This is a genomic window from Intestinimonas sp. HCP28S3_D6, from assembly GCF_052065695.1.
GTDB lineage: Bacteria > Bacillota > Clostridia > Oscillospirales > Oscillospiraceae > Intestinimonas.
Window position 1 is genome coordinate 46,117 of sequence record NZ_JBQHTM010000002.1, and the last position, 18,414, is coordinate 64,530.

Genomic DNA, 18,414 nt, shown 5'->3' on the forward strand with positions numbered 1-18,414 from the left:
AGAAATATGGCACGTATTGCCGGCATTGACCTGCCGAAGGACAAGAGAGTGGAGATCGGTCTCACTTACATCTTCGGCATTGGGCGCACCAGCGCCAACAAGATCCTGAAGGAGGCCGGGATCAACCCCGACACCCGCGTGAAGGATCTCACCGAGGACGACGAGGCCAAGCTGCGTGAAGTGATCGCCAACGGCTACACCGTGGAGGGCGACCTCCGCCGCGATGTCGCCATGGACATCAAGCGCCTGACCGAGATCGGCTGCTACCGCGGCATGCGGCACCGCAAGGGCCTGCCCGTCCGCGGCCAGCGCAGCAAGACCAACGCCCGTACCCGCAAGGGTCCCAAGCGTACCGTCGCCAATAAGAAGAAGTAAGGAGGGAAGATACACATGGCTACTGCTGCTAAGAACGGCAAGAAAGTGGTGCGTAAGCGCCGCGAGCGTAAGAATATCGAGAAGGGCCAGGTGCACATCCGCTCCTCCTTCAACAACACCATGGTCACCGTGACCGACATGGGCGGCAACGCCCTGAGCTGGGCCTCCTCCGGCGGCCTTGGCTTCCGCGGCTCCCGTAAGTCCACCCCCTTCGCCGCTCAGACCGCCGCTGAGACCGCTGCCAAGGCGGCCATGGAGCACGGCCTGAAGACCGTGGAGGTGTACGTGAAGGGCCCCGGCGCCGGCCGTGAGGCCGCCATCCGCGCCCTGCAGGCCGTGGGCCTGGAAGTCACCCTCATCAAGGACGTGACCCCCGTTCCCCACAACGGCTGCCGGCCGCCCAAGCGCCGCCGCGTCTGATTTAGAGGAGGGAATTACAATATGGCAAGATATACCGGAGCGGTCTGCCGCATGTGCCGCCGGGAGGGCCAGAAGCTCTTCCTGAAGGGTGACCGCTGCTACACCGACAAGTGCGCCATGGAGCGCCGCCCCTTCGCGCCCGGCCAGCACGGCAACGCGCGGAACAAGAAGATGAGCGAGTACGGCATGCAGCTGCGCGAGAAGCAGAAGGCCCGCCGCTACTACGGCGTGCTGGAGAGCCAGTTCGCCAAGTACTACGAGATGGCTTCCTCCAAGAAGGGTGTCACCGGTGAGAACCTGCTGGCCATCCTGGAGTCCCGCCTGGACAACGTCATCTATCGTCTGGGCTTCGCCATGAGCCGTCCCGAGGCCCGTCAGCTGGTCCGTCACGGCCACTTCACCATCAATGGCAAGAAGGTCGATATCCCCTCTTACCTGGTGAAGCCCGGCGAGGTCATCGCTCTGAAGGATTCCAGCCGCAGCCTGGATAAGTTCAAGGCTTCCCTGGAGGCCAACGGCTCCCGCCCCGCCCCCAAGTGGCTTGATTTCGACCAGAACACCCTGGTGGCCAAGGTCGTCGGCACTCCCGCCCGGGAGGACATCGACCTGCCCATCGAGGAGCACCTGATCGTCGAGCTGTATTCTAAGTAATCGATTTGATACCCTCGACTGTGGGAGAGCGGGGGCATCGCCCCCGCGTCCCAATGAACCTAACGACGATACGGCAGAGCCTGCCCGCTCTGCCGCCGCAACAAGGAGGGTAACTGTTTCATGGTAGAAATCGAAAAGCCGCGCATCGAATGCGTGGAAAACCCTGGCGACGGCTCCTATGGCAAGTATGTGGTGGAGCCGCTGGAGCGCGGCTATGGCACCACTCTGGGTAACTCCCTGCGCCGGATCCTGCTGTCCTCTCTGCCTGGCACCGCGGTGACCTCCATCAAGATCGCCGGTGTCCAGCACGAGTTCTGCACCATCCCCGGCGTCAAGGAAGATGTGACTGAGATCGTCCTCAACGTGAAGGGCATCATTGCCAAGCTGCACTCCGAGGGCGTGAAGACCGTCTATATCGAGGCCAACGGCGAAGGCGAGGTCACCGCCGGTGACATCAAGGCTGACGGCGAGGTGGAGGTCCTCAATCCCGACCACCACATTGCCACCCTGGGCCCCGACGCCTCCCTCAACATGGAGCTGACGCTGTCCCACGGCCGTGGCTACGTCCCCGCCGACCGGAACAAGCCGGCCCAGACGGTCATCGGACTCATCCCGGTGGACTCGATCTACACGCCTGTGAAGAAGGTGAACTACACGGTGGAGAACACCCGTGTGGGCGACCTCACCGACTTCGACAAGCTGACCCTGGAGGTGTGGACCAACGGCACCATCACCGCCCGGGACGCGGTGAGTCTGGGCGCCCGGATCCTGGTGGACCACTTCATGCTCTTCACCGATCTCTCTGAGACCATGGGCAACAAGTCCACGGTGGTGGAGAAGGCGGAGGCCCAGCGGGACAAGGTCCTGGAGCTGACCATCGAGGAGCTGGACCTGTCGGTCCGGTCCTTCAACTGCCTCAAGCGCGCCAACATCAACACGGTGGAGGACCTCATCTCCAAGACCGAGGACGAGATGATGAAGGTGCGCAACCTGGGCCGCAAGAGCCTGGAAGAGGTCATCAACAAGCTGGCCATGATGGGTCTGTCCCTGGCCAGCGACGACAGCAACAATTAAGGCTGTACCGGAGGGCGGTCCGGGGGGCATGTAACGTCCCCTCCCGGACCCGGGGTTATCCCCGGTCCCACGTCCTCCCGAGGGCACGCGCCCTCAGGACGAATTTACAGAGAAGGGCGTTCGCTGTGCGAAACGCCGATTGAGGAGTGTATCACAATGTCCGGATATCGTAAGCTTGGTAAGCGTTCTGACCAGCGTAAGGCTATGCTCCGCGCCATGGTGACCTATCTGCTGGAGAACGGCCAGATCAAGACCACCTACGCCCGCGCCAAGGAAGTGGCTCCTGTGGCCGAGAAGATGATTACCCTGGCCAAGCACAACAACCTGGCCACCTATCGTCAGGCTCTGGCCTTCATCACCAAGGAGGATGTGGCCAAGAAGCTCTTTGACGAGATCGGCCCCAAGTACGCCTCCCGCAACGGCGGTTACACCCGCGTTGTGAAGATCGGCCCCCGTCGGGGCGATGCCGCCGAGATGGCCATCGTGCAGCTGGTGTAATCGGTAAGATCACCCCACGCTGAACCAGAAAAGCCCCTTACGTATCTCTGGTGCACCGGAGATACGTAAGGGGCTTTCTTCCATGCTTCCACACACCTCCCTGGGGGAGGGGAAAGAAGGGCTCGTCATGACCTATCTGGCCACCTTTTCCTCACAATTTGACAGTATTTTGGCCAGCCGTGTGCTCCACAGCGCCGGTGCCCGTTCCACCCGTCTCATGCCGGTGCCCCGGGAACTTTCCACAGCCTGTGGAACCTGTGTGCAGTTCGACTGGGACGGAGAGCCGCCGTCGGTGGACCGGGCCGACCGACTCTACCGCCAGGTGGGGACAGAATGGCAGCTGCTTCGATAGAAATGGGCGCCGCGACGAAAGTCGCGGCGCCCATTTTACACATACTCAGAGGTCTTTGTGGAAAAAGATCCGTTTGGAGAGAAGATAGGAGGGGATTAGCGCCAGCAGGCCCACCACCGGCAGCACAAAGAGGGGGAGGCGCAGCGCAGAGAGGGAGAGGCCCATCTCCTTGAGGCCGGTGAGTCCGCCGAAGATGACGCCCACCCCAACCCCCAGGACCAGGATCAGGTAGAGCCGCGCCTTCTGGGAGCCAAACTTGAAGAGGAGGGGGAGGAGGATGGCGTTCATGAAGCAGCCGTAGGCGGTGGGGAGGAGGCCGCTGAGGAGGAGGTCCACCCGTTCCTGGCCCTGTGCGCCGGAGACCAGAGCTACGATCAGTTGGAGGAGGAGGGAAAATACCAGGGAGCCGGCACAGACCAGAACGGTGAAGAGATAGCGGGCCTTCACCACTCCTGCCCGGCCGGAGGGGAGAGCGGCAGCGTATTTGTCCCACCGGGCCTGCTCGTCGTAGGCGAAGAGGTTTACCGGGATCATGATGCACATGATCGATACATAGGTGACGAAGAAGGAGATGTCGTAGATGCCGAAGGCGGTGAGGGCGGCAAAGACGGCCGCCACCGCCACATAGCTTTTAAACATGCTGAGTGAGAGATAGAGGTCTTTTTTCACAAGGCCTGTCATGCCTCGTCCCCCCTTACCGTAAATACCATGATGTCCTCCAGGGTCACCGGGTCCACCGTCAGCTCCGGATACCGCCGCCGGAAGGCCTGCCGGTCCTTCACCAGGGCTTCGCAGCCGAACTGGCTCACCCGGGTGCCCTCCAGCAGGGCGGGGTCCACCGCCGCCAGGTCGGCGCGGGAACATACCAGCCGCCCGTAGCGGTCCAGCAGCTCATCCTTGGCCCCCTGGAGGACCGCCCGGCCCCTATGGAGGTAGGTCACATAGTCCGCCGCCTTCTCCAGGTCGCTGGTGATGTGGCTGGAGAGGAGAATGGCGTGGTCCTCGTCCTGGATGAAGGCGAGGAACTCGTCCAGAAGCTCGTTGCGGACCACCGGGTCCAGCCCGGCGGTGGCCTCATCCAGGATGAGGAGCCGGGGGTGGTGGGCCAGGGCGGAGGCGATGGCGAGCTTCATCTTCATGCCTTTGGAGAATTCCTTGATCTTCTTGTTCCGGGGCAGCTGGAACCGGTCCAGGTAGGCGTCAAAGAGGGGGGCGTCCCAGTTCCGGTAGGTCCCGGCCAGGATCTTTCCTACCTGGGGCGCCTTCAGCGGGTCGTGGAAGGCGCTCTCGTCCAGGACGATGCCGATGTCCTCCCGGAAGTCGCTGCCCTCAGTCACCTCCCGGCCCAGCACCTGCACCGACCCGCTGTCCCGGTGAATGAGCCCCAGAATGGCCTTGATGGTGGTGGTCTTGCCGGCGCCGTTTTCGCCGATGAGGCCGAGAATGGTGCCGCCGGGCAGGGTCAGATCTACGTGGTCCAGGCAAAAGTCGCCGTAGTTTTTGCACAGGCCCTGTACTTCGATGAGATTGGCCATATCACTCGTCTCCATATAGAATGTTCAGCGCCCCGGTGAGTTCCTCCAGGGAGATACCGCCGCCCTTGGCGATGTCCACAGCCTGGGAGAGGTGCTCCTCCACCCGGCGGAGGCAGTCCTCACGGACCAGTTCCAGATCCCTGGGGGCCACGAAGCAGCCCTTGCCGGGCACCGTGGTGAGGAAGCCCTCACGCTCCAGCTCCTCGTAGGCCCGCTTGGTGGTGATGACCGAGATACGCAGTTCCTTGGCCAGCAGCCGCATGGAGGGGAGGGCCTCCCCCTCCTTCAGCTCTCCCCGCAGAATGAGGCCCTTCATCTGCTGGGTGATCTGCTCGTAGATGGGCACGCCGGCACTGTTGCTGATGATGATGTCCATGGTTCACCTCGAGATGGTATACTGTATATATTCAGCATATACAGTATAGACACAGTGGCGCCAATTTGTCAAGGGGAAAAAGAAAAAAAGACCGGACCCAGATGGGTCCGGTCTTTGGGCAACGTAATAGGAGAAAGGGAAATTACTTGTGGTCCACGCCGTACATATAGGTGATGAGGTCGACCACCTTGTTGGAGTAACCCCACTCGTTGTCGTACCAGGACACGACCTTCACGAAGGTATCGGTGAGGGCGATGCCGGCCTTGGCGTCGAAGATGGAGGTGTGGGGATCGCTGATGAAGTCGGAGGAGACCACGTCCTCGTCGGTGTAGCCCAGCACGCCGGCCAGCTCACCCTCGGAGGCCTCCTTCATGGCGGCGCAGATCTCGTCGTACTTGGCGGGCTTGGCCAGGTTGACGGTCAGGTCGACCACGGAGACGTCCAGAGTGGGGACACGCATGGACATGCCGGTCAGCTTGCCGTTGAGCTCGGGGATGACCTTGCCCACGGCCTTGGCGGCGCCGGTGGAGGAGGGGATGATGTTGTAGGTAGCCGCACGGCCGCCGCGCCAGTCCTTCTTGGAGGGGCCGTCAACGGTCTTCTGGGTGGCGGTGACGGAGTGGACAGTGGTCATCAGGCCGTCGGTGATGCCGAACTTGTCGTTGAGGACCTTGGCGATGGGGGCCAGGCAGTTGGTGGTGCAGGAGGCGTTGGACACGAAGGTCATGTCGGAGGTGTACTTGTCCAGGTTCACGCCGCAGACGAACATGGGGGTGTCGTCCTTGGAGGGGGCGGACATGACGACCTTCTTGGCGCCGGCGTCGATGTGGCCCTGAGCCTTCTCCTTGGTCAGGAACAGGCCGGTGGACTCCACCACGTACTCAGCGCCGATCTCGCCCCAGGGAATCTCGGAGGGGTTCATCTTGGCGTACACCATGACCTTGTGGCCGTTGACGGTGATGGAGTTCTCATCGTACTCGATGGTGCCGTTGAAGCGGCCGTGGATGGTGTCGTAGCGGAGCATATAGGCCATATAGTCGGGGGTCATGCCGGGGTCGTTGATACCCACGAACTCCACGTCGGGGCGGGTCAGGCCGGCGCGGAACACCAGGCGGCCGATTCTGCCGAAGCCATTGATGCCGATTTTGATGCTCATAGCTGCATTCTCTCCTTATAAAATATTGACGGGTCCCTTCTTTGCGGGTCCATTATAATGCAGCTGACGAATTTTATCAAGAGGTATTTTTAAAGAAATTTCATTCACTTTCGTTTGTAAGAAAAAACGGCAAATTTTTTTCGACAAAATTCGACATTTCGCCTTGTAGGGAGGCCCAGAATTTGGTACACTGAAAAAAACGTACCTTTCCCATGACCGGCGCAGACTAAGCAAATGAAGCGTGCCGGGCGGGCGGAAATAAGGGCGGACCGTGGTGTCCGGCGAGGAGGTATGGGGCGATTTGAGCGGCGAGGATTGGAACCAAACGCTCTTTGACGGCTTTCCGGAGCCGGTGCTGCTGCTGCGGGAGGGCAAGGTGGCCTATTGCAACCGGGCGGCGGCGGGGCGGTTTCCCGGGCTACGGCCGGGAGATGAGGTCCCCGGGGGACTGAAATCCCTTCTGGAAGAGGCCTGTCCGCCGGCGGCGGCGGCCGGTGAGGTGGACGGCTGGCCCTGTACCGCCTCCCTGCAGGCGGTGGGCGGGGGCACGCTGGTGGTGCTGCGGTCCAGAGAGGGGAGTGCCAGTCAGCCCGGACTGGAGCGGCTTTCCCTCCAGCTCCGGCGGGAGACCGCCACCCTGTCCGCCGCCCTCCAGCGGCTGGACCCCACCGAAGAGGTCCCGGATGAGGAAAAGGTAAAACGGTATCTGGCGGCGGCCAATCAGGGCCTCTACCGCATCATCCGGCTGGCCGATCACCTGTCGCTCGCCGGTGGAGAGGCGGAACATTGGCAGCCTGGAGGGATGGATCTGGCCGGACTGTGCCGGGAGACGGCGGAGGAGGTGAAGAGTGTCTGCCGCATGGGCGGGTATGACTTCACCTGGTCCCTGGAGACCTCCGGTCTGATCACCGTGGGCGACGACAGGCTGCTGCGGCGGATGCTGCTGTGTCTGGTGTCCAACGCCATGAAGGCGGCGGGCCGGAAGGGAAAGCTGGGGCTGAAGCTGTCCGTCCGGGGCCACCGGGCGGTGGTGACGGTGTGGAATACCGGCCGGGCCCTGGGGGAGCAGGACGTGGCCCGGATGTTCGGCGGGGATCTGGCGGTCGTCCCCACGGACCCCAGGCAGGGGCTCGGTCTGGGTCTGGAGGTGGTCCGCCGGACGGCGGTCCTCCACGGGGGTACCGTGCTGGCTGAGAGCCGGGAGGGCGTCACCCGGTGCGTGGTCTCCCTGCCCATCCGCAAACCGGAGCAGGGAGAGAGGCTTCGCACCCCAAAGGTGGATTACAGCGGCGGCTTCCTGCCGGTGTTGGTGGAGCTCTCCGACGTGCTGCCGCCGGAGCTCTACAATTTTGAGGATCTGCAATAGCACAGCGTCTAAACGGGCGGGGCCAATCCCCGCCCGTTTGCTTTTGCGGCGGCGCTGCGGCAGACGGCCGGTGGTCCCCAGCCCCCGGGCACCGGCGGCGTTACGGAATAAGCCGCCGGTGCAAGCAGCGCGGCGATAGAACAGCCCCGGGGGGTACATCCAATAGGGGGGCCGCAGCCCCCCTGTGTTGGCCGTTTCAAGGGGGAGAGTCCAGAGAGGGGGGAAATCGGAATCCCCCCTCTCTGGGGTGTCTTTGGTTCCTTTCTGCACAAGCAGAAAGGAACGCCCCCGGCAGGGAGGACAACAATGCAGACAGAAATTACTTTGATTAAAAGAAAATCGTTTCGTTACCATCTCCGATGGAGAACGGCCTCCGGCGGGCCCCTTTCTGAATGACCAGAAAGGGGCGAAAGAGTCAGTCAAGGAGGGGGATTTCGATTTCCCCCTCCTTGACAATCCACCCCTTAAAACGACCAAGCACAGGGGGGCTGCGGCCCCCCTATTGGATGTACCCCCCGGAGCTCTTCTATCGCCCGGCTTCTTGCGTCCCGGGCTTACTCCGTAACGCCCGTGCCGCCGGGGGGGCAGGAGGACCACCGAGAGAGACGGACGGAAAACGGGAGCGGACATGTTGTCCACTCCCGCTATATGTTGCTCGCTTTTTCCGCCTTGAGTTTCTCTTTTTTCGGGCCGGATTCGATGTAGAGCGCCTCCGTGGTCAGTTGGGCGTGCATCAGGCGTTCCGCCGCCATGCCGTAGTTCTGCTTTCCCAGATCTTCCAGGGTATCCGTGATGGCGTTGAAGAGAATGGAATAGAGCTTTTGATAGTCAGACATAGACACATCTCCTCTCTATTATATCCAATAAAGAGTGTATACCCCTCGCGGGAAATTGTCAATTAGAATTATTACCTTTAGTATGTATATACTGAAATAAGGTGATAATTCTGAAACGACTAAAATTAAAATTAGACCGTTATTTGGAAGAGCGCCAAATGACGCGCTATGTGCTGGCCCAAAAGACGGGTATCAAATATCAAACCATTGATGGTTATTATAAAAACAGTGTTTTGCGCTACGATGTTGACAATCTCTCCAAGATCATCACCGCCCTGGACTGCGGGGTGGAGGACCTCTTTGAGATCGTGGAGGAAGCCGACCTATAAAGACAGAAAACTCCCCCGCGCCGTGGGCGCGGGGGAGTTTTTGTGTGTTGTTCTGTTTTTGCTCAGTGTTTGAGGACCCGGACCCGGAGGACGCCATCCACGGCACGGATCTCGTCGGCTATGGCGTCGCCCACCCGCTGGCCCACGTCCACGATGGTGTAGGCGTAGTTGCCCTTGGACTTGTTGGTCAGGTTCTCCACGTTCACCCCGTCCTTGGCCAGGGTGTTGGTGATGGAGGCCAGCATGTTGGGGATGTTCCGGTGGATGATGCACAGCCGGGTCTCGCCGGACCAGTCCTGCTCCAGAGTGGGCAGATTCACGGAGTTGCGGATGTTGCCCGTCTCCAGGTAGTCCCGGAGCTGCTGGGCGGCCATGAGGGCACAGTTCTCCTCGCTCTCCGGGGTGGAGGCGCCCAAGTGGGGGATGGGCACCACGTTCTTGGCGGCGGTGATGGTGTTGTCGGGGAAGTCGGTGACGTACCGGGCCACCTTACCGCTCTCCAGGGCGGCGATCATGTCCTCGTCGTTGACCAGGCCGCCACGGGCCAGGTTGATGACGCGCACGCCGGTCTTCATCTGGTCAAAGGCGGCAGCGTTGAGCATGCCCTTGGTGTCCGGGGTCTGGGGCACGTGGATGGTGATGTAGTCGCAGTTTTTGTAGATGGCGGTGAGGTCGGTGACATGGTGGACCATCCGGGACAGGGAGAGGGCAGCGTCCACGGAGAGGTAGGGGTCGTAGCCGTAGACCTCCATGCCCAGCTTGGTGGCGATGTTGGCCACCTGCACGCCGATGGCGCCCAGGCCGATGACGCCCAGGCTCTTGCCCGCGATCTCGGGCCCCACGAACTGGCTCTTGCCCTTCTCCACCACCTTGGCCACGTCCTCGCCGGCGGCCAGCTGGGCCTTGGTCCACTCGATGCCGCCCACCACATCACGGGAGGAGAGCATCAGGGCGCAGATGACCAGCTCCTTCACGGCGTTGGCGTTGGCGCCGGGGGTGTTAAAGACCACGATGCCCGCCTCGGAACAGCGGTCGATGGGGATGTTGTTGGTGCCGGCGCCCGCCCGGGCGATGGCCCGCAGGGCGCTGGGGAAGGCGTACTCGTGCATGTCCGCGGAGCGGACCAGAATGCCGTCCTCGTTTTCCACGTTGTCGGAGACGGTAAACCGGGTGGCGTCCAGAACGGCCAGGCCGGTGGGAGAGATCTTGTTCATGGTTTTGATGCGAAACATGGTGGATTCCCTCCAATATTCAGTATTTGGAGCGGTCAAGGGACCGCTTCAGTTGTTCTTGTCAAAGGCCTTAATAAAATCACACAATTTTTCCACGCCTTCCACAGGCATGGCGTTGTAGATGGAGGCTCTCATACCTCCCACGTTGCGGTGGCCCTTCAGGTTGGTGAAGCCGGCGGCGGTGGCCTCGGCGACGAACTTGGCGTCCAGCTCCTCGCTGGCCGAGCGGAAGGTCACGTTCATGTCGGAGCGGGAGTCCTTCTCCACGGCGCAGGTGAAGAGCTTGGAGTTGTCGATGACGTCATAGAGCATCTGGGCCTTGCCGTGCTTGATGGCCTCCATGCCTTCCACGCCGCCCTGTTCGTCCAGCCAGTCCAGCACCAGGCCCAGGATGTAGATGCACCAGCAGGGGGGAGTGTTGTACATGGAGTCCTTCTCGATCATGAGCTGATAGCCCAGCATCTTGGGGGTGTAGGGCAGCTCATGGCCGGCCAGGTCCTCCCGGACGATGGCCACGGTGAGGCCGGCGGGGGCCATGTTCTTCTGGGCGCCGGCGAAGATGACGCCGTACTTACTCACGTCCACCGGACGGGACAGGATGTCGGAGGACATATCGCACACCAGGGGCACGTCACCGGTGTCGGGGACGTACTGCCACTCGGTGCCGTAGATGGTGTTGTTGGCGCAGTAGTAGAAATAGGACGCCTCGGGGTCCAGCTTCAGCTGGCTCTGGGCGGGGATGTAGGTGTGGTTTTTGTCCTCGCTGGAGGCGGCCAGGTTGATGGTGCCGTACTTCTTGGCCTCCTTGTAGGCCAGGTTGGAGAAGTTGCCGGTGACGGCGTAGTCGGCCTTGCCCGTCTTGCCGATGAGGTTCAGGGGCACGGCGGAGAACTGGGTGGAGGCGCCGCCCTGGAGGAAGAGGACCTTGTAGCCCTCAGGGACCTTCAGCAGGCGGCGGAACTTGGCCTGGGTGTCGTCAAAGATTTTTTGAAACACCTTTGAACGGTGGCTCATCTCCATGACTGACATACCGGAGCCCTGGTAGTTGGTGATCTCTGAGCCCGCCCGTTCCAGGACCTGGAGAGGGAGCATAGAGGGACCGGCGGAAAAGTTGTATACGCGGGCATTACTCATGGTTGACAAGCCTCCTATTTGTAATTTGGGGCGGTTTTGCCTGGGGCGCCCGCCCCACACCCAGTGCCGCGGCTTCAACCGCTTTACTGTGTTAAAGAATATTATATACCACATGAAAAACAAATGTCAATGATAGACAGACACAAAAACGGCCGCCGGAAGCCGCCATCTTTGTATAATGCGCTCGTGCCGGAAAAAAGAACGGCCCCGGCGGAGGGGTGGAAAAAGCTGTTTCATCTGGCGGCGGGATGTGATAGAATAAACACAGTTAAGCAGCAAGCTCTGCCCGGTGTGACCAAGGGGAACGGTCCGCCGCCGCGGAGGCAGCCAGTGCGGCCCGCCGGGCCGACGAAAGGGGAGCGCGTATGGATCTGTTTGAGATCAGAGACATCCTGAACGCCACGGTGCTGTGCGGCGAGGAGTACCTGGACCGGGAGGTCCGGTCGGCCTGCGCCAGCGATTTCATGAGCGATGTACTGGCCTATGTGAAGGACCAGGCGCTGCTGCTCACCGGTATGGTCAACCCCCAGGTGGTGCGTACCGCCGAGATGATGGACATGAAGTGCATCATCTTCGTCCGTGGGAAGATGCCGGGCGAGGACATTCTGGAGCTTGCCAGGGAGCGGGAGATCGTGGTCATGCGCTCCGAGATGCGCATGTTCATCGCCTGCGGCCTGCTGTACAGCAGAGGACTGGCGGGGGAGTGACCATGGGAGATCTGAAGCTGAACTATGAGGTGGACGGCGGCGACCTGATCCAGGCTGGCGAGGCCTCCAGCAAGATGAAGATGACCCTCAAGAAGCTGGGGCTGCCGCCGGAGGTCATTCGCCGGGCCTCCATCTGCATGTACGAGGGCGAGATCAATATGGTCATCCACGCCGACGGCGGCCAGGTGGAGGTGGACGTGGGGATGGACACCATCACCATCCGCCTCACCGACCATGGCCCCGGCATCCCCGACGTGGACCAGGCCATGGAGGAGGGCTTCTCCACCGCCGGAGACGTGGCCCGGGACCTGGGCTTCGGCGCCGGTATGGGCCTGCCCAATATGAAGCGCTGCTCCGACGACATGCAGATTGACACCCAGGTGGGCGTGGGCACCACGGTGACCATGAAGATCCACATCAACTGAAAAACCGGGCGTCCGGCGTCAGGACGCCCCTTGGAAACGGGGTGATCCCACGATGATGAAACATTCCGTCATTCTGGAATACAAGCGCTGCCGGGGGTGTACCACCTGCATCAAGAACTGCCCCACCGAGGCCATCCGGGTCCGCAACGGCAAGGCCACCATCCTCAACGAGCGGTGCATCGACTGCGGCAAGTGCATCCAGGTCTGCCCCCACAAGGCCATCAAGTCGGTGAGCGACAGCCTGGAAAAGCTGGAGAAGTACCAGTACCGGGTGGCCCTCCCCGACCCCGCCCTCTACGGCCAGTTCCAGTACCTGGACGACATTGACATCGTATTGAACGGCCTTCTGAAGATCGGCTTCCAGAAGGTCTTTGAGACGGCCCGGGCGGCGGAGATCCTCTCCGACTACGCCCGCCACGCCATCAGCAGCGGGGAGAACAAGGTCATGCCTCAGATCTCCTCCGCCTGCCCCACCATCCTGCGGCTCATCCGCACCCGCTTCCCCAAGCTCATCCCCAACGTCAACCCCACCATCACCCCGGTGGAGCTGGCCGCCATCCTGGCCCGGCGGGAGGCCGTGGCCGAGACGGGCCTTCCTCCGGAGGAGATCGGCATCTTCTCCATCGTCCCCTGTTCCTCGCAGGTAACGGCGGCCCACACCCCGGAGGGCCTGGAAAAGCCGGTGCTGGACGGGGCCTTTGCCATCCGTGACATCTACCTGCGGCTGCTGGGCCCCATGCGGGACCTGGAGGAGGTCAAGCCCATGACCTCGGCGGGGATCATGGGAGTGGGCTGGGCCTGCTGCGGCGGAGAGTCGGCCGCCCGGCTGGGTCAGAGCTACCTGGCGGTGGACGGCATCGAGAACTGCATCAACATGCTGGAGGAGATCGAGGACGGCCGCCTCCCCGAGGCCGACTTCATCGAGCTGTGCGCCTGTACCCAGGGCTGCGTGGGGGGCTGCCTCACGGTGGAGAACCCCTACGGCGCCCGGATGCGGATCAAGAAGCTGATGAAGGGGCTGCCCGTTTCCCGGAGCCGGTACGACTTCCGCAGCGGCGACCGGGAGCTGGTCCGGGTAGACCGGGAGCTCCAGTACTTACCCTCCTTCCAGCTGGACCAGGACCGGGGCGCCGCCCTGGAGAAGCTGGTCAAGATCGAGGAGCTGGAGCGCAGCCTGCCGGGGCTGGACTGCGGCTCCTGCGGCGCGCCCTCCTGCCACGCCCTGGCCGAGGACGTGGTCCAGGGTCGGGCCAGTATGGAGGATTGTATCTTTAAAGTCCGGGAGCGCATGCAGTACATGGCGGGCACCGGAGACGCAGACGAATACCTGCCCGCGCCCTTCCGGCAGCGTCGGGTCCCAGGCAAGAAACCAGAAGGAGGTTCCCGGAATTGAACGTAAGAGAACTGGCCCATGTGATGGCCCTGACAGAATTCATCATGCCCGAACCCGAGCGGGAGGTCAGCGGCGGCTACGTGGGCGACCTGCTCAGCTGGGTCATGGGCCGTGCCCAGACCGGCAATGTGTGGCTGACCATCATGTCCAACCAGAACGTGGCCGCCGTGGCCCTGATGGCGGAGGTCTCCTGTGTGGTGCTCACCGAGGGCGTCAAGCCCGACGAGGCCCTGCGGCAGCGGGCCGAGCAGCAGAATATCAACATCCTGGGGACGAAGCTCTCCACCTTTGATGCCGCCGCCGTGCTCAAGCAGCTCATGCGGTAACAGACAACATAGACCCAGCGGGGAGGTGGGCGCTCATCCAACTGTATTTTGATTTTCATTTCCACTCCTGCCTCTCCCCCTGCGGGGACGAGGCCATGACCCCCGCCACCATCGCGGGCATGTGCAAGCTCTCCGGCCTGGATGTGGCCGCCCTCACCGACCACAACACCTGCGGTAACTGCCCCGCCTTCTGCGAGGCTGCCGAGGAATACGGCCTGCTGGCCATCCCGGGTATGGAGCTGTGCACCCTGGAGGAGGTCCACGTGGTGTGCCTGCTCCCCGACCTGGACCGGGCCATGGCCTTCCAGGCGGAGGTCTACCGCCGCATGGAGGGCCGGACCAATGATCCCACCATCTTCGGCCGGCAGCTCCTCATGGACGTGGACGACAACGTGGTGGGGGAGGAGACGGCCCTGCTGGCCGGCGCCACCACCATCGGGGTCTACGAGGCCGCCGCTCTGGTGGAGTCCTTCGGCGGGGTGGCCTACCCCGCCCACATCGACCGGGAGAGCTTCTCCCTGCTCTCCAACCTGGGCCTGTGGGACCCGGCCATGGGCTTTCCCCTGGCGGAGGTCTCCCGGCGGTGTCCGCCGGACTTCACCCGCGCCCGGCGGGACCTGCGGGGGGTGGGGACGGTCACCGGCACCGATGCCCATTACCTCCACCAGATCGTCCAGGCGGAGCAGTTCATGGAGGTGCCCGCCCGGTCCCGGGCGGCGGTGCTGGCCTGGCTGCGCCGGGGCGGCAGGTAGCCGTGGAAACAGAGAAAGGGCATTGTCATATTCGTAAAAAGTTTGTTCCATTTCAGAAAATGGTTGAAGTGGCCGAAAACAGCGATTAGAATAGAGGAAATCCCACCGGTCTCCCGCCGGATGGGCGATCCATGGTATGGGAAAAAGGAGGAACGCGACTATGCCAAACGTGAAGACCGTTGTACCCTACAACGGTACCCCGGAGCAAGAGGAACGGCTGCGGGCGGTCATCGCCGAGCACAAGGGACAGCCCGGCGCCACCATGCCCGTGCTCCAGGCGGCCCAGGATATCTTCGGCTATCTGCCGGAGGAGGTCCAGATCATGGTGGCCGAGGGGCTGGATATTCCCCTCAGTGAGGTCTACGGAGTGGCCTCGTTCTACGCGCAATTCACCCTCAACCCCAAGGGCAAGTACCAGATCAGCCTGTGTTTGGGCACGGCCTGCTACGTAAAGGGTGCCTCCGACGTGCTGGAGGCGGTGCAGCAGCGGCTGGGCATCAAGCCCGGCTCCATCACCCCCGACGGGAAGTTTTCCCTGGATGCCTGCCGGTGCATCGGCGCCTGCGGCCTGGCCCCCGTCATGATGATCAACAACGATGTTTACGGCCGCCTGACCCCCGATCAGGTGGGGGCCATTCTGGACCGCTACGAATAAACGCGCCCGGTGACAGGGCCGGGTCGCCGTGAGGAGGCTGCGGGATGAAAGAGCTCTCTCTCCACCTGCTGGACATCGCCCAGAACTCCATTGCCGCCGGGGCACGCCATGTGGACCTGACGGTGGAGGAGGACGGAGGGCTGCTCCAGCTCACGGTGGCCGACGACGGCCGGGGCATGTCCCCGGAGTTTTTGGCCAATGTCACCGATCCCTTCACCACCACCCGCACCACCCGGAAGGTGGGCCTGGGCCTGCCTCTCCTCCGCCTGGCGGCGGAGCAGACCGGCGGAGCCCTGCGGGTGGAGAGCCAGCTGGGGGTGGGGACCACCGTCACCGCCACCTTCCACACCGACCACATCGACTGTCCCCCCCTGGGGGACACCGCCTCCACCGTGGCCCTACTGGCCCAGGGCCTGCCGGAGGGGATGGAGCTCACCTACACCCGGCGGACCGGGCGGGGGGAGTTCCGCTTCGACACCGCGGAGATCCGGGCCGTGCTGGGGCCCGACGTCCCCCTTTCGGAGCCGGAGGTGGCCGAGTGGATGCGCTCCTATGTGGCGGAGGGAGAAGGGGAGACGGCGTGAGCCGTCCCAAGGACCAAGACCAACACGTTAGGGAGTGAAACGATGAAGAGCCTGGAAGAACTCAGAGCCATCCGTGAGAAAATGCAGAAGCAGATCGATATCCGTGAAAACAGCGCCGACGACATCCGGGTCGTGGTGGGTATGGCCACCTGCGGCATCGCCGCCGGTGCCCGTCCCGTCCTCACAGCCTTCCTGGAGGAGGTGGCCAAGCGGGAGCTGAAGAACGTCACCGTCACCCAGACCGGGTGCATCGGCGTCTGCCGCCTGGAGCCCATCGCCGAGGTCTATGTTCCCGGAGAGGAAAAGGTCACCTACGTGAAGCTGACGCCGGAGAAGGTGCCCCGCATCGTCGCCGAGCATCTGGTCAACCACAACCCCGTCACCGAGTACACCATCGGGGCGGCGGAATAAGGAGGAGGGGTAAGAGATGAACTTTGTCCGATCCCACATCCTGGTGTGCACCGGCACCGGCTGCTCCTCCTCCAACAGCCCCAAGATCATCGAAGCCTTTGAGCGGGAGCTGAAGGCCCAGGGCATGGACCAGGAGGCCCGGGTGGTCAAGACCGGCTGCTTCGGCCTGTGCGCCATGGGCCCCGTGGTCCTCATCTACCCCGAGGGCGCCTTCTACACCCACGTTACCCCCGACGACGTGCCCGAGATCGTCTCCGAGCACATCGTCAAGGGCCGCATCGTCCAGCGGCTCCTCCACAAGGAGGGAGAGAACGCCGAGCGGGTCACCAGCCTCTCCGACACCCGCTTCTATAAAAACCAGTACCGCATCGCCCTGCGCAACTGCGGCGTCATCAACCCGGAGAGCATCGACGAGTACATCGGAACCGGCGGCTACGAGGCCCTGGGCCGGGCCCTCACCGAGCAGACCCCCCAGCAGGTCATCGACGCCGTGCTGGCCTCCGGCCTCCGGGGCCGCGGCGGCGCCGGCTTCCCCACCGGCCGCAAGTGGCAGATGACCCATGACGCCGTCAGCCCCGACGGGGTGAAGTTTGTCTGCTGCAACGCCGACGAGGGCGATCCTGGCGCCTTCATGGACCGGTCCGTGCTGGAGGGCGACCCCCACAGCGTCATTGAGGCCATGACCATCGCCGGCTACGCCATCGGCGCCCACCAGGGCTACATCTACGTCCGGGCGGAGTACCCCATCGCCGTCCACCGCCTCCAGGTGGCCATCGACCAGGCCCGGGAGTACGGCCTGCTGGGCAAGAATATCTTTGAGAGCGGCTTCGACTTCGACCTGGAGCTGCGCCTGGGCGCCGGCGCCTTCGTCTGCGGCGAGGAGACCGCCCTCATGACCTCCATCGAGGGCAAGCGGGGCGAGCCCCACCCCCGGCCGCCCTTCCCCGCCAACAAGGGCCTCTTCCAGCGTCCCACCCTCCTCAACAACGTGGAGACCTACGCCAACATCACCTGGATTTTGAACAACGGCCCGGACAAGTTCGCCGCCATCGGCACCAAGGGCTCTACCGGCACCAAGGTCTTTGCCCTGGGTGGCAAGATCACCAACACCGGCCTTGTGGAGATCCCCATGGGCACCACCCTGCGCACCGTCATCGAGGACATCGGCGGCGGCTGCCCCAACGGCAAGAAGTTCAAGGCCGCCCAGACCGGCGGCCCCTCCGGCGGCTGCATCCCCGCCAGCCTCATCGACACCCCCATGGACTACGACTCCCTGGGCGCCATCGGCTCCATGATGGGCTCCGGCGGCCTCATCGTCATGGATGAGGACAACTGCATGGTGGACATCGCCAAATTCTTCCTGGAGTTCATCATCGACGAGTCCTGCGGCAAGTGCTCCCCCTGCCGCATTGGCACCAAGAGGCTCTACGACCTGCTGTGCAAGATCACCGAGGGCAACGGCACCCTGGAGGACATCGCCACCATCGAGGAGCTGTGTGAGCACATCAAGCAGTCCGCCCTGTGCGGTCTGGGCCAGACGGCCCCCAACCCGGTGCTCTCCACCCTGCACCACTTCCGGGACGAGTACATCGCCCACGTGGTGGAGAAGCGCTGCCCCGCCGGCGTGTGCAAGAACCTGCTCCACTTCGTCATCGACCCCGGCAAGTGTAAGGGCTGCACCCTCTGCGCCAAGAACTGCCCCGCCAACGCCATCATGGGCGCGGTGAAGGCCCCCCACGTCATCGACCCCAACAAGTGCATCAAGTGCGGCGCCTGTATGGACAACTGCCGGTTCGGCGCCATTTCCAAGCATTAAGGAGGGGAGCA

24 protein-coding genes are annotated in these 18,414 nt (G+C 62.9%); 17 read left to right on the forward strand and 7 right to left on the reverse strand.

Annotated features, from left to right (window positions below; translation table 11 throughout):
• Nucleotides 1-6 precede the first annotated feature (6 nt).
• From rpsM to ACTNBK_RS01220, 6 genes are all read left to right on the forward strand, one after another.
• Entirely contained in the window at nt 7-375 is a 369-nt protein-coding gene (rpsM, locus tag ACTNBK_RS01195) for a 30S ribosomal protein S13 (protein ID WP_130848320.1), read from the forward strand.
• A 15-nt stretch (nt 376-390) separates the two neighbouring features.
• Nucleotides 391-795, forward strand: coding sequence for a 30S ribosomal protein S11 (gene rpsK, locus ACTNBK_RS01200; protein ID WP_130848319.1), 405 nt, complete (start codon nt 391-393; stop codon nt 793-795).
• Between the two features lie 21 nt (nt 796-816).
• On the forward strand, nt 817-1,446 hold the full coding sequence (gene rpsD / locus ACTNBK_RS01205; RefSeq protein WP_130848318.1) for a 30S ribosomal protein S4: 630 nt from the start codon (nt 817-819) through the stop codon (nt 1,444-1,446).
• Nucleotides 1,447-1,566: 120 nt separating this feature from the next.
• A complete protein-coding gene (locus ACTNBK_RS01210) occupies nt 1,567-2,520 on the forward strand; it encodes a DNA-directed RNA polymerase subunit alpha (protein WP_130848317.1) in 954 nt (317 codons plus the stop codon).
• A gap of 156 nt (nt 2,521-2,676) precedes the next feature.
• Entirely contained in the window at nt 2,677-3,018 is a 342-nt protein-coding gene (rplQ, locus tag ACTNBK_RS01215; protein ID WP_130848316.1) for a 50S ribosomal protein L17, read from the forward strand.
• An 82-nt stretch (nt 3,019-3,100) separates the two neighbouring features.
• A complete protein-coding gene (locus ACTNBK_RS01220) occupies nt 3,101-3,370 on the forward strand; it encodes a DUF3343 domain-containing protein (RefSeq protein WP_441142907.1) in 270 nt (89 codons plus the stop codon).
• Between the two features lie 45 nt (nt 3,371-3,415).
• Here the strand turns inward: ACTNBK_RS01220 and ACTNBK_RS01225 are convergent, their stop codons facing one another.
• The 4 genes from ACTNBK_RS01225 to gap all read right to left on the reverse strand — a co-directional run bounded on the left by ACTNBK_RS01225 (nt 3,416) and on the right by gap (nt 6,437).
• A complete protein-coding gene (locus ACTNBK_RS01225) occupies nt 3,416-4,051 on the reverse strand; it encodes an ABC-2 transporter permease (RefSeq protein WP_441142908.1) in 636 nt (211 codons plus the stop codon).
• A complete protein-coding gene (locus ACTNBK_RS01230) occupies nt 4,048-4,905 on the reverse strand; it encodes an ABC transporter ATP-binding protein (RefSeq protein WP_441142910.1) in 858 nt (285 codons plus the stop codon). The genes ACTNBK_RS01225 and ACTNBK_RS01230 overlap by 4 nt, the downstream gene beginning before the upstream one ends.
• A 1-nt stretch (nt 4,906) precedes the next feature.
• Nucleotides 4,907-5,281: a GntR family transcriptional regulator gene (locus ACTNBK_RS01235; RefSeq protein WP_294515782.1), complete on the reverse strand. Its 375-nt coding sequence runs from the start codon at nt 5,279-5,281 to the stop codon at nt 4,907-4,909.
• A 142-nt stretch (nt 5,282-5,423) separates the two neighbouring features.
• The gene (gene gap, locus ACTNBK_RS01240; RefSeq protein ID WP_441142912.1) at nt 5,424-6,437 is read right to left on the reverse strand and encodes a type I glyceraldehyde-3-phosphate dehydrogenase; all 1,014 of its coding nucleotides are present in this window, start codon (nt 6,435-6,437) and stop codon (nt 5,424-5,426) included.
• Between the two features lie 301 nt (nt 6,438-6,738).
• On the opposite strand from gap, the gene ACTNBK_RS01245 reads away from it, so the two are divergent.
• Entirely contained in the window at nt 6,739-7,803 is a 1,065-nt protein-coding gene (locus ACTNBK_RS01245) for a sensor histidine kinase (protein WP_441142914.1), read from the forward strand.
• 644 nt (nt 7,804-8,447) lie between these two features.
• Here the strand turns inward: ACTNBK_RS01245 and ACTNBK_RS01250 are convergent.
• Nucleotides 8,448-8,639, reverse strand: a complete 192-nt coding sequence (locus ACTNBK_RS01250) for a hypothetical protein (protein WP_441142916.1) — start codon at nt 8,637-8,639, stop codon at nt 8,448-8,450.
• Between the two features lie 101 nt (nt 8,640-8,740).
• Here ACTNBK_RS01250 and ACTNBK_RS01255 point away from each other — a divergent pair, with 101 nt between their 5' ends.
• Entirely contained in the window at nt 8,741-8,968 is a 228-nt protein-coding gene (locus ACTNBK_RS01255; RefSeq protein WP_441142918.1) for a helix-turn-helix domain-containing protein, read from the forward strand.
• Nucleotides 8,969-9,030: 62 nt separating this feature from the next.
• On the opposite strand, the gene ACTNBK_RS01260 is transcribed toward ACTNBK_RS01255, so the two are convergent.
• Both ACTNBK_RS01260 and serC read right to left on the reverse strand, forming a co-directional pair.
• Complete coding sequence (locus ACTNBK_RS01260) at nt 9,031-10,200, reverse strand: phosphoglycerate dehydrogenase (protein WP_441142919.1); 1,170 nt, start codon at nt 10,198-10,200, stop codon at nt 9,031-9,033.
• 48 nt (nt 10,201-10,248) lie between these two features.
• Nucleotides 10,249-11,334, reverse strand: a complete 1,086-nt coding sequence (gene serC, locus ACTNBK_RS01265) for a 3-phosphoserine/phosphohydroxythreonine transaminase (protein ID WP_441142921.1) — start codon at nt 11,332-11,334, stop codon at nt 10,249-10,251.
• 365 nt (nt 11,335-11,699) lie between these two features.
• On the opposite strand from serC, the gene ACTNBK_RS01270 reads away from it, so the two are divergent.
• The 9 genes from ACTNBK_RS01270 (at nt 11,700) to ACTNBK_RS01310 (ending at nt 18,403) form a co-directional block, all read left to right on the forward strand.
• The gene (locus tag ACTNBK_RS01270; protein ID WP_130848305.1) at nt 11,700-12,041 is read left to right on the forward strand and encodes a DRTGG domain-containing protein; all 342 of its coding nucleotides are present in this window, start codon (nt 11,700-11,702) and stop codon (nt 12,039-12,041) included.
• Nucleotides 12,042-12,043: 2 nt separating this feature from the next.
• On the forward strand, nt 12,044-12,466 hold the full coding sequence (locus tag ACTNBK_RS01275) for an ATP-binding protein (RefSeq protein WP_294515461.1): 423 nt from the start codon (nt 12,044-12,046) through the stop codon (nt 12,464-12,466).
• A gap of 52 nt (nt 12,467-12,518) precedes the next feature.
• Entirely contained in the window at nt 12,519-13,859 is a 1,341-nt protein-coding gene (locus ACTNBK_RS01280; protein WP_441142923.1) for a [Fe-Fe] hydrogenase large subunit C-terminal domain-containing protein, read from the forward strand.
• A complete protein-coding gene (locus tag ACTNBK_RS01285) occupies nt 13,856-14,185 on the forward strand; it encodes a DRTGG domain-containing protein (RefSeq protein ID WP_130848302.1) in 330 nt (109 codons plus the stop codon). Before ACTNBK_RS01280 ends, ACTNBK_RS01285 begins: the two co-directional genes overlap by 4 nt.
• 41 nt (nt 14,186-14,226) lie before the next feature.
• Entirely contained in the window at nt 14,227-14,937 is a 711-nt protein-coding gene (locus tag ACTNBK_RS01290) for a PHP domain-containing protein (RefSeq protein WP_441143029.1), read from the forward strand.
• Between the two features lie 160 nt (nt 14,938-15,097).
• The gene (gene nuoE, locus ACTNBK_RS01295; protein ID WP_294515465.1) at nt 15,098-15,592 is read left to right on the forward strand and encodes an NADH-quinone oxidoreductase subunit NuoE; all 495 of its coding nucleotides are present in this window, start codon (nt 15,098-15,100) and stop codon (nt 15,590-15,592) included.
• A 44-nt stretch (nt 15,593-15,636) separates the two neighbouring features.
• Entirely contained in the window at nt 15,637-16,176 is a 540-nt protein-coding gene (locus ACTNBK_RS01300) for an ATP-binding protein (RefSeq protein ID WP_441142926.1), read from the forward strand.
• 42 nt (nt 16,177-16,218) lie between these two features.
• Nucleotides 16,219-16,587, forward strand: coding sequence for a (2Fe-2S) ferredoxin domain-containing protein (locus ACTNBK_RS01305; protein WP_294515469.1), 369 nt, complete (start codon nt 16,219-16,221; stop codon nt 16,585-16,587).
• Nucleotides 16,588-16,603: 16 nt separating this feature from the next.
• Nucleotides 16,604-18,403: an NADH-ubiquinone oxidoreductase-F iron-sulfur binding region domain-containing protein gene (locus ACTNBK_RS01310; protein WP_441142928.1), complete on the forward strand. Its 1,800-nt coding sequence runs from the start codon at nt 16,604-16,606 to the stop codon at nt 18,401-18,403.
• Nucleotides 18,404-18,414: the final 11 nt, after the last annotated feature.